The sequence below is a fragment of the Simplicispira sp. 125 genome, assembly GCF_003096555.1.
Lineage (GTDB): Bacteria > Pseudomonadota > Gammaproteobacteria > Burkholderiales > Burkholderiaceae_C > Simplicispira.
Map to the genome: position 1 here is coordinate 3719205 of NZ_QEKM01000001.1, position 13965 is coordinate 3733169.

The window sequence follows — 13965 nt, forward strand, 5'->3', positions numbered from 1 at the left end:
CCATGGCACGCCTGAATCTTCTGCTTTTTGCCTTGGTCATGGGCAGTGCCCTGTACCTGGTGCACACGCAGTACGAGTCGCGCCTGCTTTACACCGCGCTGGACCGTGCGGTCGCCGAAGCGCGCCGCCTGGAAACCGAGCAACATCGACTCGAGGTGGAAAAGCGGGCCCAGGCCACGCCACTGCGCGTGGAAACCCTGGCGCGAGCCAAGCTGCAGATGCGCACTGCCACGCCAGCCATCACCCAGTACGTGCCGGACCCGCTGCCTGGCGTGGTCGCATCGAAGGTGCGTCCATGAGCCGCAGTGTGCTCTACACCTCCAGCCCCCTGCTGGCCAGCAAGACGCCGGTATGGCGCAGCAAATTCATCGTGGCGATGATTGCGCTGGGTTTTGTCGGCCTGGGTGCCCGTGCCGCCTATGTGCAGGTGGTGGGCAATGACTTCTTTCAGCGCCAGGGCGAGGTGCGCTTTGCGCGCACCCTGGAGTTACCGGCCAACCGGGGCCGTATTCTCGATCGCAATGGTCTGATCCTGGCGTCCAGCGTGCCCGCAGCCAGCATCTGGGCCATCCCCGAGGATGTGGACCAAGACAAGCCCGAAGTGCGGGCCAAGCTCAAGGAGCTAGCGCGCCTGATGGGTATGCCGCTGGCCGAACTGCAGCGCAAACTGGCCGACGAGGACAAGACCTTCGTCTGGATTCGGCGCCAGCTGGACTGGGATGTAGGGCAGCAAATTGCTGCGCTGGCGATTCCCGGCATTTACCAACGCAAAGAATACAAGCGCCAGTACCCTGAAGGTGAGTCCGCAGCCCATGTGGTGGGGTTCACCAATGTGGAAGACAAGGGTCAGGAGGGCATGGAGCTGGCGTTCAACGATCTGCTGGCCGGGCGTGCCGGGTCGCGCCGCGTCATCAAAGACCGCATGGGTCGGGTGGTCGAGGGGGTGGGCGAGGTAGTGCCGCCGATGGACGGGCGCGACATGCAGCTGTCCATCGACAGCAAAGTGCAGTTTTTTGCCTACCAGAAGCTGCGCGACCAGGTCATCGCACACAAGGCCAAGGCCGGTAGCGTGGTGGTGCTCGACGCCGTCACGGGCGAAGTGCTGGCGCTGGCCAACTATCCCAGCTATTCGCCCGACAAGCGGCAGAACCTCACGGGCGAGCAGTTGCGCAACCGCGCCATCACCGATACCTTCGAGCCTGGCTCGACCATGAAGCCCTTCACGATCGGGCTGGCGCTCGATAGCGGCCGTGTCAAGCCTGGCACGCTGGTGGACACCACACCTGGGCGCCTGACCATCACCGGCTCAACGATCTCGGATACGCACAACTACGGCGTGCTCACGGTCGAAGGCGTGATCCAGAAGTCAAGCAACGTGGGCACCACCAAACTGGCCATGCAGATGCCGGCGCGCGAGATGTGGGAGACCTTCTCGGCCGCCGGATTCGGGCAGAAGCCCCATGTGGGCTTTCCCGGTGCGGTCAGTGGTCGGCTGCGCCCCTACAAGAGCTGGCGCCCGATCGAGCAGGCCACCATGTCCTATGGCTACGGCCTGTCGGCCAGCCTGTTCCAGATGGCGCGCTCGTACACCGTGTTTGCGCACAACGGCCAGATCATTCCCGCCACCATGCTCAAGAGCTCTGAGCCTGCGGTCGGCGTGCCGGTGTTCTCCCCCAAAACTGCCGACGAGGTGCGCAAGATGCTGCAGATGGCCGCCGGCCCCGGCGGCACGGGCCAGAAGGCCCAGACGGTGGGCTACTCGGTCGGCGGCAAGTCGGGCACGGCGCGCAAACAGGTGGGCAAGAGCTATTCCAGCGGTAAGTACCGCGCCTGGTTCACCGGCATGGCGCCCATTGACAAGCCGCGCATCATCGTCGCCGTGATGGTCGACGAGCCGAGCAACGGCGTGTACTACGGCGGCGCCGTGGCCGCACCCGTGTTCAGCGAGGTGGTGCAGCAAACGCTGCGCATGATGGGCGCGCAGCCGGACATGGCCGTCAAGCCGCAGATCGTCGCCGACACGGTGGAGGAGTCGGTGTGATGCAGATGATCCAGACCCCTTCGCAAGCCGTGCAGTGGCTGCGTGCGCATGTCACGGGCACGCTGCAGACCGACAGCCGCCAGGTGATGCCCGGTGATGGCTTCATCGCCTGGCCCGGTGCGGCGACTGATGGCCGTTCGCATGTACCGGATGCCCTGGTGCGCGGCGCAGCGGCCTGCCTGGTCGAGCACGAGGGCGTGGAAGCCTTTGCCTTCGACAGTCTGGTTGTTGCCGCGCTGCCACGCCTCAAGCAGGCAACCGGCCTGATCGCTGCCGAATGGTTTGGCGCACCGGGCGATGCACTCGCTGTGGTGGCGGTTACCGGCACCAACGGCAAAACCAGCACCGCGTGGTGGTTGGCCCATGCACTCTCAAAGTTGCAGCACGATGCGCTTTCTCCATGCGCCCTGGTGGGTACTTTGGGCATTGGAATGCCGGGGCATCTCGAATCCACCGGGATGACCACGCCCGACCCGGTGCGTTTGCAGCAGGCCTTTCGCCAGTTTGTCGATGCGGGCGTGCGCGCCTGCGCCATCGAGGCCTCGTCCATCGGCCTGGCCGAACACCGCCTGGCTGGCACGCCTATCCGCGTGGCCGTGTTTACCAACTTTACGCAGGACCACCTCGACTACCACCTCGACATGGACGCCTACTGGCAAGCCAAAAGGGCGCTGTTCGATTGGCCTGGGTTGCAGGCCGCGGTGGTAAACATCGACGACCCGCACGGTGCCGAGTTGCACAGTGCCCTGGCCGGGCGCGGGCTGGATGTGTGGAGTGTTTCCATGCGCCAGGACGCGCGCCTGCAGGCGCAGGCCGTGGCGTGGGGCGACGGCGGCCTGCGCCTGGACGTGGTGGAAGGTGCAGAGAAGCATTCATTGCAGACGGGAATGCTCGGCGACTTCAACGTCTCCAACCTGTTGGGCGTGATTGCTGCGCAGCGTGCCCTGGGCGTACCGCTGGTGCAGGCGGTCGCCGCATGCGCTCAGTTGCTGCCGGTACCTGGCCGCATGGAGCGCCTGGTGGCACAGGGCCAGCCGTTGGTGGCAGTGGACTACGCGCATACACCGGACGCATTGGACAAGGCGCTGCAAGCACTGCGCCCTCTGGCGGCAGAGCGTGGCGGCCAGCTTTGGTGCGTTTTTGGCTGTGGCGGCGACCGCGATGCCAGCAAGCGCCCACTGATGGGCGCGGCGGCGCAGCACCATGCCGATAGGGTGGTGGTCACCAGCGACAACCCGCGCGGCGAAGAACCCGTTTCCATCATTCACCAGATCTTGCTGGGAACCATCGCTGGAGAGACGGTACGGGTCGAACCCGACCGTGCCGCCGCCATTGCCCAGGTGCTGGCCGAGGCCGATGCCCGGGACGTGGTGCTGATCGCTGGCAAGGGCCACGAGGACTACCAGGAGACGGCGGGCGTGCGCCAGCCGTTCTCCGACATGGCGCATGCGCGTGCTGCGCTGGTACGCCGGGGAGCCAGCGTATGGCAATGATGACCCTGCAGCAGGCCTTTGCCTGGATCCATGCGCGCGAGCCACGGGCGCGTCTGGTGGGTGATGGCGAGACGCCTTTGGTGCGCGTGCACACCGACACGCGCACGCTGCGGGCGGGCGACCTGTTTGTCGCCCTGCGCGGCGAGCGTTTCGACGCCCACCAATTTCTAGCGCAGGCGCGTGTCGCCGGCGCGGTAGCCGCCCTGGCCGAGCGAGGTCTTCAGGAGGCTGGGCTGGCCGGTATCGAGGTGCCTGACAGCCTGCACGCCCTGGGCGCACTGGCTGCGGGCTGGCGTGCGCAGTTCACGCTGCCGCTGATCGCCGTGACGGGCAGCAACGGCAAGACGACGGTCACGCAAATGCTGGCGGCCATCCTGCAGGCGCACGCGCAGGAGGCGGCCTTCTCGACCCAGGGCAACCTGAACAACGCCATCGGCGTCCCGCAGACCTTGCTGCGCCTGACGGCACAGCACCGGGTGGGCGTGGTGGAGCTGGGCATGAATCACCCCGGCGAAATTGCGGAGCTGGCGCGCATCGCCCAGCCGACCGTGGCGCTGGTAAACAACGCGCAGCGCGAGCATCTGGAGTTCATGCACACGGTGCAGGCCGTGGCCGAAGAAAACGGCGCGGTACTGGCCGCACTGCCCGCATCGGGCGTGGCCGTGTTTCCGGCAGGGGATGCCTACACACCGCTGTGGCAAGCCCTGGCGGGTGGTCGGCGCTGCCTGACTTTTGGCGGTGCGGGTGCCGACGTGCGCTGTAACCGCGCCGAATGGACGGACGGCGCCTGGCGCGTGGAGATCGCCACGCCCCAGGGCGCACTGCACTGCACATTGCACATCGCGGGTCGCCACAACGTGGACAACGCGCTGGCCGCCACGGCCTGCGCCTTGGCGGCGGGCGTTCCGCTGCCCGATATTGCGCGCGGACTGTCGGCGTTCGTGCCGGTCAAGGGGCGGTCGCGGGCTTTCAGCGTGTCCTGCGCTGGCCGGGCCATCACCGTGGTGGACGACAGCTACAACGCCAACCCGGACTCCGTGCGCGCCGCCATTCTTGTGTTGGCCGCGCTGTCCGCGCCCCGCCTGCTGGTGTTGGGTGACATGGGCGAGGTGGGTGACCAGGGGCCGCAGTTCCACGCCGAGGCCGGGGCGCATGCGCAGGCCTGCGGCATCGAATATCTGTACGCCCTGGGTGCGCAGTCGGCCCACGCAGTGGCAGCCTTTGGGTACGCCCGGCATTTCGACAACATGGCAGCGCTGCAGGCAGCGGTGTGCGCTGCCTTGCCCAGTGTGGGCAGTGTGCTGGTGAAGGGATCGCGCTTCATGAAGATGGAACAGGTGGTGGAGGCCGTGGCCGCCGCTGCGCAGGAGAACACGATGGCAACCAGCAACGAGCGCCGCAGTACGGACGGAGGTGCGCCATGCTGATGTGGTTGGCCCAGTGGTTGCAAAACCTGTCGCCGGATCTCGGCTTTCTGCGGGTGTTCCAGTACCTCACGCTGCGCGCGGTGCTGGGCGCGATGACGGCGTTGCTCATTGGCCTATTTGCCGGGCCGCGCGTCATCCGGCGACTGACGGAACTCAAGATTGGTCAGCCCATCCGCACCAACGGCATGGAGACGCACCATGTCAAAAGCGGTACGCCCACCATGGGTGGCGTGCTGATCCTTTTGGCCATTGCCACATCCACCCTGCTGTGGGCCGACCTGTCGAACCGCTTCGTCTGGATTGTGCTCATCGTTACGCTGGGCTTTGGCGCCATCGGCTGGGCGGACGACTGGCGCAAAGTGGTCTACAAGGATCCCAATGGCATGCGCTCGCGCGAGAAATATATGTGGCAGTCCATCATCGGTCTGCTCGCTGCGCTGGCGCTGGTGTTCAGTATTTCCGAGGGCACCAACCCCAAGGCGTTTGAGCTGTTTGTGAGTTGGGTGAGCTCGGGTTTTTCGGTCGATCTGCCGCCGCAGGCAGGCTTGCTGCTGCCGTTTTTCAAGGAAGTCAGCTACCCGCTGGGCGTTCTGGGCTTCGTGATCCTGACCTATCTGGTCATCGTCGGGTCGAGCAACGCCGTCAACCTGACCGATGGGCTCGATGGTCTGGCGATCATGCCGGTGGTGATGGTGGGCTCTGCCCTGGGTGTTTTTGCCTATGTGGCCGGCAGTTCGCTGTATTCCAAGTACCTGATTTTTCCGCATATTCCGGGTGCGGGCGAATTGCTCATCTTCTGCGCCGCCATGGCGGGCGCGGGGCTGGCCTTTTTGTGGTTCAACACGCATCCGGCCCAGGTGTTCATGGGCGATGTGGGTGCGCTGGCGCTGGGCGCGGCTTTGGGCACCATCGCCGTGATCGTGCGCCAGGAAATCGTGCTGGCCATCATGGGCGGCATCTTCGTCGTCGAGGCCCTGTCGGTCATGCTGCAGGTCACCTGGTTCAAGTACACCAAGCGGCGCTACGGCGAGGGCCGGCGCCTGCTCAAGATGGCGCCGCTGCACCACCATTTCGAAAAGAGCGGCTGGAAGGAAACGCAGGTGGTTGTGCGCTTCTGGATCATCACCATGCTGCTGTGCCTGATCGGCCTGTCCACCCTCAAGCTGCGATGAATCCGAACGACGACCTCCACGCCTTGCCTGCCGACCCGGTAACGCCCACAGCGCTGCCGGGTCTCGCCGCGCCCGCGCCCGACGTGTCGGTTCAAGCGGTGGGCCCGCTGGCTGAAGGCGTGTTGCAGGCATCGCAGGATGAGGCGCCATTGGCCGCCGATGACGGCATGGTGAATTCGGCCGCCGCGCCCGTGGCGGCCTGCACCCCTGAACTCCCGCAGACCCTGAACGCAGCCCGGGACGCCGCTGCCTTTGTTGCTCAGATTTTTGCCGACGTTGTGTCCAACGAATCAAAGATTGATGTGCAGGCCGCCGAGACGACGCAGGCGCAGCCACCCGAAGATGCTTTCGTGCCCACCCCTGTTCCTGTGGGCTGGCCGCTGGAAGGCACGGGGCCGCTGCAGGGTCAACACATCCTCATCCTGGGGTTGGGTGCTTCGGGTCTGGCCATGGCGCGCTGGTGTGTGCGCTGCGGTGCCCAAGTGACCGTGGCCGATACACGCGCAGCCCCGCCGCAACGAGCGGTGCTGCAGCATGAGCTGCCCCAGGTGCGCTTTGTCTCGGGGGCCTTCGGCGCACACTTGGTCGAGGGCCAGGGACTGGCGGCGGTGTACCGGTCGCCCGGTCTCAGTCCTGCCGAAGTTGCTTCTGTATTTGTAGCTGCTAACGCCTGTGGAATAAGCACTGAAGGCGAATTGGGCTTGTATTCGATGGCCTTGCGTGCGCTGCGTGGCGCGCATGGCTATGCACCGGCCGTGCTGGCCATCACGGGCACCAACGGCAAGACCACCGTGACAGTACTCACTGGGCGGTTGGTGGAACACGCCGGCAAGACAGTGGCTGTGGCCGGCAATATTGGCCCCACGCTGCTCGACACCCTGGCTGCGCGCATCGACGCAGGGCAGCTCCCCGATGTGTGGGTGCTGGAGCTGTCGAGCTTCCAACTCGACGGCGTCGCCGGTTTCAAGCCCACGGCGGCGGCGGTGCTGAACATCACACAAGACCACCTGGACTGGCATGGCGACATGGCGGCCTATGCAGCGGCCAAGGCACGTATTTTTGGCGAGACCGGCCTCATGGTGCTCAACCGCGAAGATCCGGCCGTCATGGGCATGCTGCCGCCGCCGAGCCGTCCGAAAGGCGAAGTGCCGGTGCGCGCCAGCGAAGCATTGGCTCCGGTGCGTGCGAAATTCCAGAAACTCCAGCAGCGCGCGCACGTCACTTTTGGCGGCGACATGCCGCGCCGCCCGGGTGATTTCGGTATCGAAGTCGTCAGCGGCATGGCCTGGCTGGTGCGTGCGCAGGAAGCCGACGAAACCCTCAAGCGGCCACGCCGCGCTGCCGCGCTGCCGCTGGGCGCAGGCGCAGGGCTGGAGGAAGAGCTGCACATCCAGCGCCTGATGCCGGCCGATGCCCTGCGCATCCGTGGGCGGCATAACGCCGTGAACGCATTGGCCGCGCTGGCGCTGGCACAGGCGGCAGCTTGCCCGCTGGGCGCCATGCTGTATGGCTTGCGCGAATACCGGGGCGAGCCCCACCGCGTGGAGCCTGTGGGGCGCCTGAACGGAGTGGAGTATTTCGACGACAGCAAGGGCACGAACGTGGGTGCCACGGTGGCGGCCCTTACGGGGCTGGGCGCCGAGCGGCGCATCGTGGTTATTTTGGGCGGTGATGGCAAGGGACAGGACTTTTCACCCCTGGCCGACCCGGTGGCGCGCTATGCGCGGGCCGTGGTGCTGATCGGGCGCGATGCGCCATTGATCCGCGCTGCGCTGCAGGAGACGGGTGTTGTTCTGCACGACGCCGATGCGTTGCCTGCGGCCGTGCAATGGGCTGCTGAGCGCGCCCATGCCGGAGACGCCGTGTTGATGTCGCCCGCCTGCGCCAGTTTTGACATGTTTGACAACTACGGGCACCGCGCGCAGGTGTTTGTGCAAGCGGTGCAGCAACTGGCGCTGGATGCAGGCCAGGACCTGGAGGGCGCAGCATGAGCAGCACCGCACGCACTTCCGGGGGGGTGATGCAGCGCATGGCGGGCTGGTTTGGCGGTCTGCCGGGCAAGGCCGCCGAAGTTTTACCTGTGCGCGCCGGCGGCACGGAATACCGCCAGACCACATCCACACCGGCCAGCGTGCTGGGTTTTGACGAAGCCTTGCTGTGGGTGGTGGTGGCCCTGCTGGCCTGGGGGCTGGTGATGGTGTATTCAGCCTCCATCGCACTGCCGGACAACCCGCGCTTTGGCAAGATCGCCCCCACGCATTTCTTGATGCGCCATGTGTTCTCCCTGATCGTCGCTTTTGTGGCGGCGCTGCTGGCCTTCCAAGTGTCCATGGCGACCTGGGAGCGGTCGGCGCGTGCGCTGTTCATGTTCTCTCTGGCGCTGCTGGTGCTGGTGCTGGTGCCGCATGTGGGCACTGTTGTCAATGGTGCGCGACGCTGGTTGTCGCTGGGGCCGTTTGGCTTTCAGCCGTCTGAGCTGGCCAAGTTTGCCGTGCTCATCTACGCCGCCGACTACATGGTGCGCAAGATGGAGGTCAAAGAGAGGTTCTTCCGCGCCGTGCTGCCCATGGGGGCGGCTGTGGCGATTGTCGGGGTGCTGTTGCTGGCCGAGCCGGACATGGGTGCTTTCATGGTGATCGCCGTGATCGCCATGGGCATTCTGTTTTTGGGAGGCGTCAATGCCCGCATGTTCTTCCTGATCGCGGCCATCCTCGTGGGGGCGTTCAGCCTGATGATTGCCAGCTCACCGTGGCGGCGCGAACGGGTGTTTGCTTACCTCGACCCGTTCAGCGAGCAGCACGCCCTGGGCAAGGGTTACCAGCTCTCGCATTCCCTCATTGCCATCGGGCGGGGCGAAATATTTGGTGTGGGCCTGGGCGGCAGCGTCGAAAAACTCCACTGGCTTCCCGAGGCGCACACCGACTTCCTGCTCGCCGTGATTGGTGAAGAGTTTGGCCTGGTGGGCGTGCTCATGCTCATCGTGCTGTTCCTGTGGATGACGCGCCGCATCATGCACATCGGCCGCCAGGCCATTGCCCTGGATCGCGTGTTTGCCGGTCTGGTCGCGCAGGGGGTGGCCATCTGGATGGGCTTTCAGGCCTTCATCAACATGGGCGTAAACCTGGGCGCGCTGCCCACCAAGGGGCTGACCCTGCCGCTGATGAGCTACGGCGGCTCGGCCATTCTGATGAACCTGGTCGCCATCGCCGTGGTGCTGCGCGTGGACTACGAAAACAAATTACTCATGCGGGGCAGCGGCAAGCTGACCACCACGCGCAAGCGGGGAGAGCGAGCATGAGTCATTTGTTTCTGCAAAACAAATTACGCCAGCGCGCCAGCGCTGTCGGCACGCATGTGCCGATGCGGGGCAGCGGCAAGCTGCCCACCACGCGTAAGCGGGGAGAGCGAGCATGAGTCATTTGTTTCTGCAAAACAAATTACGCCAGCGCGCCAGCGCTGTCGGCACGCATGTGCCGATGCGGGGCAGCGGCAAGCTGCCCACCACGCGCAAGCGGGGAGAACGCGCATGAGCAGTACCACGCCCAAGACCGCGCTCATCATGGCTGGTGGCACCGGCGGCCACATCTTCCCAGGCCTGGCCGTGGCCGAGGAGTTGCGCGCGCGCGGCTGGCGCGTGCACTGGCTGGGCGCGCCGGGCAGCATGGAGGCGCGCATTGTGCCCACCCAGGGTTTTGCGCTGGAAACCATTGATTTTTCCGGTGTGCGTGGCAAGGGCTTGGCCACTTTGGCCCTGTTGCCACTGCGCCTGCTGCGCGCCTTCTGGCAGGCCTGGCAGGTGGTGCGCCGCGTGCGGCCCGACGTGGTGGTGGGCTTGGGCGGCTACATCAGTTTTCCCGGCGGCATGATGGCCGTGCTGGCGGGCAAGCCTTTGGTATTGCACGAACAAAATTCCGTGGCCGGTATGGCCAACAAGGTGTTGGCCACTGTGGCCGACCGGGTGTTCACCGCGTTCCCGCAGGTGCTGAAAAAGGCCCAATGGGTGGGCAACCCGCTGCGCACCGCGTTCACGCGCCAGGGTGACCCGGCGGAGCGTTTTGCGGGTCGCACCGGGCCGCTGCGGCTGCTGGTGGTGGGCGGCAGCCTGGGGGCGCGTGCCCTCAACGAGATCGTGCCGCAGGCGCTGGCGTTGATTCCACAAGACCAGCGCCCGGTGGTGACGCACCAAAGCGGCGCGGCGCAGATCGAGCAGCTGCGCGCCAACTACGAAGCAGCCGGGGTGCAGGCCGAGCTGACGCCGTTCATCGACGACACGGCCAGCGCCTTTGCCCAGGCCGACATCATTGTTTGCCGTGCGGGCGCCAGCACGGTTACCGAAATTGCCGCCGTGGGCGCGGCCGCCGTGTTTGTGCCGTTTCCGGCAGCTGTGGATGACCACCAGACCACCAACGCCCAGTTCCTGGTGCAGGCCGGGGGCGGCTGGCTGGTGCAGCAGCGCGATCTCTCACCACAGATGTTGGCTCAAATGCTACAAAATACAGAGCGAACAGCGCTTGTGGATAAAGCGCTAAAGGCCAAAAACATGCAAAAAATCCATGCCACCCGCGAGGTGGTCACCGCGTGCGAGGAGTTGGCTGCATGAAACATGCCATTCACCACATCCACTTTGTCGGCGTAGGCGGCTCCGGCATGAGCGGCATCGCCGAGGTGCTGTTCAACCTGGGCTACCGCATTTCGGGTTCCGACTTGTCGGACAGCCCTACCTTGCGGCGTCTGCAGGCGCTGGGCATAGCCACGCACCTGGGCCATTCGGCGGCCCATATTGAGGGGGCCGATGCGGTGGTGACATCTACCGCCGTGAAGGCGGACAACCCCGAAGTGCTGGCTGCCCGCGAGAAGAAGATTCCCGTGGTGCCGCGCGCCCTCATGCTGGCCGAGCTCATGCGGCTCAAGCAGGGCATCGCCATTGCCGGCACGCACGGCAAAACCACCACCACCAGCCTGGTCACCAGCGTGCTGGCCGAGGCGGGGCTGGACCCGACCTTCGTGATCGGTGGGCGCCTGAACAGCGCCGGGGCCAATGCCAAGCTGGGCAGTGGCGACCACATCGTGGTCGAGGCCGACGAATCGGACGCCTCTTTCCTCAATCTGCTGCCGGTGATGGCGGTCGTCACCAACATCGACGCCGACCACATGGAGACCTATGGCCACGACTTTGGCCGTCTCAAGAAAGCATTTGTCGATTTTCTGCACCGCATGCCGTTCTACGGCACGGCCATTCTGTGCATCGACAACCCGGCCGTGCGCGAGATCGTGCCCGAGGTGTCGTGCCCTATCACCAGTTACGGTTTCTCTGAGGACGCGCAGGTGCGCGCCATCAACGTGCGCGCTGAGGGAGCGCAGATGCACTTCACGGTGCAGCGGCGCAACGGCGTCACGCTGCCGGACATGGACGTGGTGCTCAACCTGGCAGGCGAGCACAACGTGCTCAATGCCCTGTCGGCCATCGCCGTGGCGGTGGAGTTGAATATTCCAGACGCTGCCGTGCTGAGTGCGCTGGCACAGTTCAAGGGAGTGGGGCGGCGCTTCCAGAGTTATGGCGACCTGCCTGCCGCTGGCGGCGGCCAGTTCACGGTGGTTGACGACTACGGCCACCACCCCGTGGAAATGGCCGCCACACTGGCCGCCGCGCGCGGGGCCTTTGCCGGGCGCCGCCTGGTGCTGGCCTTCCAGCCGCACCGCTACACGCGCACGCGCGACTGCTTCGAGGACTTCGTCAAGGTCATCGGTGGCGCCGACGCTGTGCTGCTCACCGAGGTCTATGCCGCAGGCGAGGCGCCCGTGGTGGCGGCCGACGGGCGCTCTCTGGCACGTGCGCTGCGTGTCGCCGGGCGGGTGGAGCCGGTGTTTGTGGACGACATCGCGGCGCTGCCGCAGGCCATTGCCGACCTGGCGCAGGGGGGCGATGTGGTTCTGTGCATGGGTGCGGGAACCATCGGCGCCGTGCCCGCCAAAGTGGTTGAAATGCTACGAAAAAAAGAGCTGGAAGGGCACGGTGAACAAGCGCTATGAGCCAATTTGACTCCAACATAGACGTGCAGGGCCTGGGCAAGACGGCTGTGCTCATGGGTGGTTCGTCCGCCGAGCGCGAGGTCTCGCTCATGTCGGGTGCCGGGGTGCTGCAGGCATTGCGCGCGCGTGGTGTCGATGCCCACGCGTTTGATACCGCCCACACCGATCTGGGTGAGCTCAAGCGCGCTGGTTATGCACGCTGCTTCATCGCGCTGCATGGCCGCCATGGCGAAGATGGCACGGTGCAGGGTGCGCTGGAACTGCTGGGCATTCCTTACACCGGTCCGGGCGTCATGGCGTCCGCCATCGCCATGGACAAGACGATGACCAAGCGCATCTGGCGTGCCGAAGGCTTGCCTACCCCTGATTGGCGCCAGGTGGCCAGCAGCGCTGAAACTGAGGCCGCTCTGGCAGCGCTGGGTGCACCGATGATCGTCAAACCGGCGCGCGAGGGTTCCACCATTGGTTTGACCAAGGTCACCGACCCCGGCCAGTGCGCGCAGGCCTACGAACTGGCGGCACGTTACGACCCCGAGGTGTTGTGCGAGCAGTTCATTGAAGGGGACGAAACCACCTGTCCCATTCTGGGCGAGGGTGCCGGCGCCGTCGCATTGCCGGTGATCCGCATCGTCGCGCCCCAAGGCAACTACGACTACCAGAACAAATACTTCACCGACGACACCCAGTACCACTGCCCCAGTGGCCTGCCGCAGGCCGAGGACGAAGCCATCCAGCGCCTGGTGGTAGAGGCTTTTCGCACCCTGGGTTGCCGGGGCTGGGCACGGGCCGACATCATGGTGCGCGCCAGCGACCGCAAGCCTTTTCTGTTGGAGATCAACACCTCGCCGGGTATGACAGGCCATTCGCTGGTGCCCATGTCGGCCCGCGCGGCCGGTATCAGTTACGAAGACCTGTGTCTGCGCCTGCTGGCCAGCGCCACGCTGGACACGCCGGCCGGCGCCGTGGGAGGCATCGCCGGATGAATACCGCCATGCCAGCGCCACTGGACGTCAAGCTCATGAACCTGACCGCATCGGTCCTGTTCCTGGGCTGTGTCGTGCTGGTGCTGGCCGCCGGTGCCTGGTGGGTGCTGCGCCATCCGGCGCTCTCCATTGGCCGCATCGTGGTGCAAGGCGATCTTGTGCATAACAACGCTGTCACGCTGCGGGCCAATGTGGCCCCGCGCCTGGTCGGCAATTTTTTCACCCTCAACTTGCGCACCGCGCGCGAAGCCTTCGAGCAAGCTCCCTGGGTGCGCACCGCGCAGGTGCGCCGTGAGTTCCCAGGAACCATTGAGGTGGTGTTGGAAGAGCACCAGGCGGCTGCCCACTGGGGCCCCGAGTCGGGCACCACCATGGTGAACCGCCAGGGTGAGGTGTTCGACGCCAACGCTGACGAAGCCGAATACGAAGGGCTGCCCCGCCTGAGTGGTCCGAACGGCCAGTCGGGCCAGGTTATGTCCATGCAGAGGCAACTGCAGACAATTTTCGAGCCGCTGGGCATGGTGGTGCAGGCGCTGGACCTGAGCAGCCGGGGTGGCTGGCATCTGGAACTCGACAGCGGTGCCGCAGTGGAACTGGGTGGAGGGACGACCGAAGAGGTGTTGCAGCGCACGCAGCGCTTTGTGCGCACGCTGACGCAGGTGGCGCAGCACTACGGCCGGCGCGCGGACGCGCTGGAATCGGCCGACTTGCGGCACAGCGGCGGCTATGCGCTGCGCCTGCGCGGGGTGACGACGGTGACGGTGGGATCCAGTGCGCCAGTGCGCAAGTAGGCAGTACGGCAGAACAAGAGGCGAAAAC

Annotated in this window: 11 protein-coding genes; all 11 read left to right on the plus strand. The window is 65.6% G+C overall.

The window, feature by feature from the left end; genetic code table 11:
- The first annotated feature begins 2 nt into the window (after positions 1 to 2).
- The 11 genes from ftsL (at position 3) to C8D04_RS17500 (ending at position 13937) form a co-directional block, all read left to right on the plus strand.
- The gene (gene ftsL / locus C8D04_RS17450; RefSeq protein ID WP_116002780.1) at positions 3 to 299 is read left to right on the plus strand and encodes a cell division protein FtsL; all 297 of its coding nucleotides are present in this window, start codon (positions 3 to 5) and stop codon (positions 297 to 299) included.
- Positions 296 to 2041 (plus strand): penicillin-binding protein 2, encoded by a 1746-nt coding sequence (locus tag C8D04_RS17455; protein WP_116002782.1) that lies wholly within the window; start codon positions 296 to 298, stop codon positions 2039 to 2041. Before ftsL ends, C8D04_RS17455 begins: the two co-directional genes overlap by 4 nt.
- Positions 2041 to 3534 (plus strand): UDP-N-acetylmuramoyl-L-alanyl-D-glutamate--2,6-diaminopimelate ligase, encoded by a 1494-nt coding sequence (locus C8D04_RS17460; protein ID WP_116002783.1) that lies wholly within the window; start codon positions 2041 to 2043, stop codon positions 3532 to 3534. The genes C8D04_RS17455 and C8D04_RS17460 overlap by 1 nt, the downstream gene beginning before the upstream one ends.
- On the plus strand, positions 3531 to 4961 hold the full coding sequence (gene murF, locus C8D04_RS17465) for a UDP-N-acetylmuramoyl-tripeptide--D-alanyl-D-alanine ligase (RefSeq protein WP_116002785.1): 1431 nt from the start codon (positions 3531 to 3533) through the stop codon (positions 4959 to 4961). The genes C8D04_RS17460 and murF overlap by 4 nt, the downstream gene beginning before the upstream one ends.
- Positions 4955 to 6133 (plus strand): phospho-N-acetylmuramoyl-pentapeptide-transferase, encoded by a 1179-nt coding sequence (gene mraY / locus C8D04_RS17470; protein WP_116002786.1) that lies wholly within the window; start codon positions 4955 to 4957, stop codon positions 6131 to 6133. The genes murF and mraY overlap by 7 nt, the downstream gene beginning before the upstream one ends.
- Positions 6130 to 8124, plus strand: a complete 1995-nt coding sequence (murD, locus tag C8D04_RS17475) for a UDP-N-acetylmuramoyl-L-alanine--D-glutamate ligase (protein WP_116002788.1) — start codon at positions 6130 to 6132, stop codon at positions 8122 to 8124. The genes mraY and murD overlap by 4 nt, the downstream gene beginning before the upstream one ends.
- Positions 8121 to 9431, plus strand: a complete 1311-nt coding sequence (gene ftsW / locus C8D04_RS17480; RefSeq protein ID WP_116002790.1) for a putative lipid II flippase FtsW — start codon at positions 8121 to 8123, stop codon at positions 9429 to 9431. Before murD ends, ftsW begins: the two co-directional genes overlap by 4 nt.
- 228 nt (positions 9432 to 9659) lie before the next feature.
- Entirely contained in the window at positions 9660 to 10733 is a 1074-nt protein-coding gene (murG, locus tag C8D04_RS17485) for an undecaprenyldiphospho-muramoylpentapeptide beta-N-acetylglucosaminyltransferase (protein WP_116002792.1), read from the plus strand.
- Positions 10730 to 12163 carry a UDP-N-acetylmuramate--L-alanine ligase gene (gene murC / locus C8D04_RS17490; RefSeq protein ID WP_116002794.1) on the plus strand — a complete coding sequence of 478 codons (1434 nt, stop codon included), beginning with the start codon at positions 10730 to 10732 and terminating at the stop codon, positions 12161 to 12163. Before murG ends, murC begins: the two co-directional genes overlap by 4 nt.
- A complete protein-coding gene (locus tag C8D04_RS17495) occupies positions 12160 to 13146 on the plus strand; it encodes a D-alanine--D-alanine ligase (protein WP_116002796.1) in 987 nt (328 codons plus the stop codon). The genes murC and C8D04_RS17495 overlap by 4 nt, the downstream gene beginning before the upstream one ends.
- Positions 13143 to 13937, plus strand: coding sequence for a cell division protein FtsQ/DivIB (locus C8D04_RS17500; protein ID WP_116002797.1), 795 nt, complete (start codon positions 13143 to 13145; stop codon positions 13935 to 13937). Before C8D04_RS17495 ends, C8D04_RS17500 begins: the two co-directional genes overlap by 4 nt.
- Positions 13938 to 13965 lie beyond the last annotated feature (28 nt).

Bases quoted from the DNA above. Each gene is read 5' to 3' on its own strand.
- murC (WP_116002794.1), top strand. From the start codon at position 10,730: ATGAAACATGCCATTCACCACATCCACTTTGTCGGCGTAGGCGGCTCC.
- murF (WP_116002785.1), top strand. From the start codon at position 3,531: ATGATGACCCTGCAGCAGGCCTTTGCCTGGATCCATGCGCGCGAGCCA.
- murD (WP_116002788.1), top strand. From the start codon at position 6,130: ATGAATCCGAACGACGACCTCCACGCCTTGCCTGCCGACCCGGTAACG.
- murG (WP_116002792.1), top strand. From the start codon at position 9,660: ATGAGCAGTACCACGCCCAAGACCGCGCTCATCATGGCTGGTGGCACC.
- C8D04_RS17460 (WP_116002783.1), top strand. From the start codon at position 2,041: ATGCAGATGATCCAGACCCCTTCGCAAGCCGTGCAGTGGCTGCGTGCG.
- mraY (WP_116002786.1), top strand. From the start codon at position 4,955: ATGCTGATGTGGTTGGCCCAGTGGTTGCAAAACCTGTCGCCGGATCTC.
- C8D04_RS17455 (WP_116002782.1), top strand. From the start codon at position 296: ATGAGCCGCAGTGTGCTCTACACCTCCAGCCCCCTGCTGGCCAGCAAG.
- C8D04_RS17495 (WP_116002796.1), top strand. From the start codon at position 12,160: ATGAGCCAATTTGACTCCAACATAGACGTGCAGGGCCTGGGCAAGACG.
- ftsL (WP_116002780.1), top strand. From the start codon at position 3: ATGGCACGCCTGAATCTTCTGCTTTTTGCCTTGGTCATGGGCAGTGCC.
- ftsW (WP_116002790.1), top strand. From the start codon at position 8,121: ATGAGCAGCACCGCACGCACTTCCGGGGGGGTGATGCAGCGCATGGCG.
- C8D04_RS17500 (WP_116002797.1), top strand. From the start codon at position 13,143: ATGAATACCGCCATGCCAGCGCCACTGGACGTCAAGCTCATGAACCTG.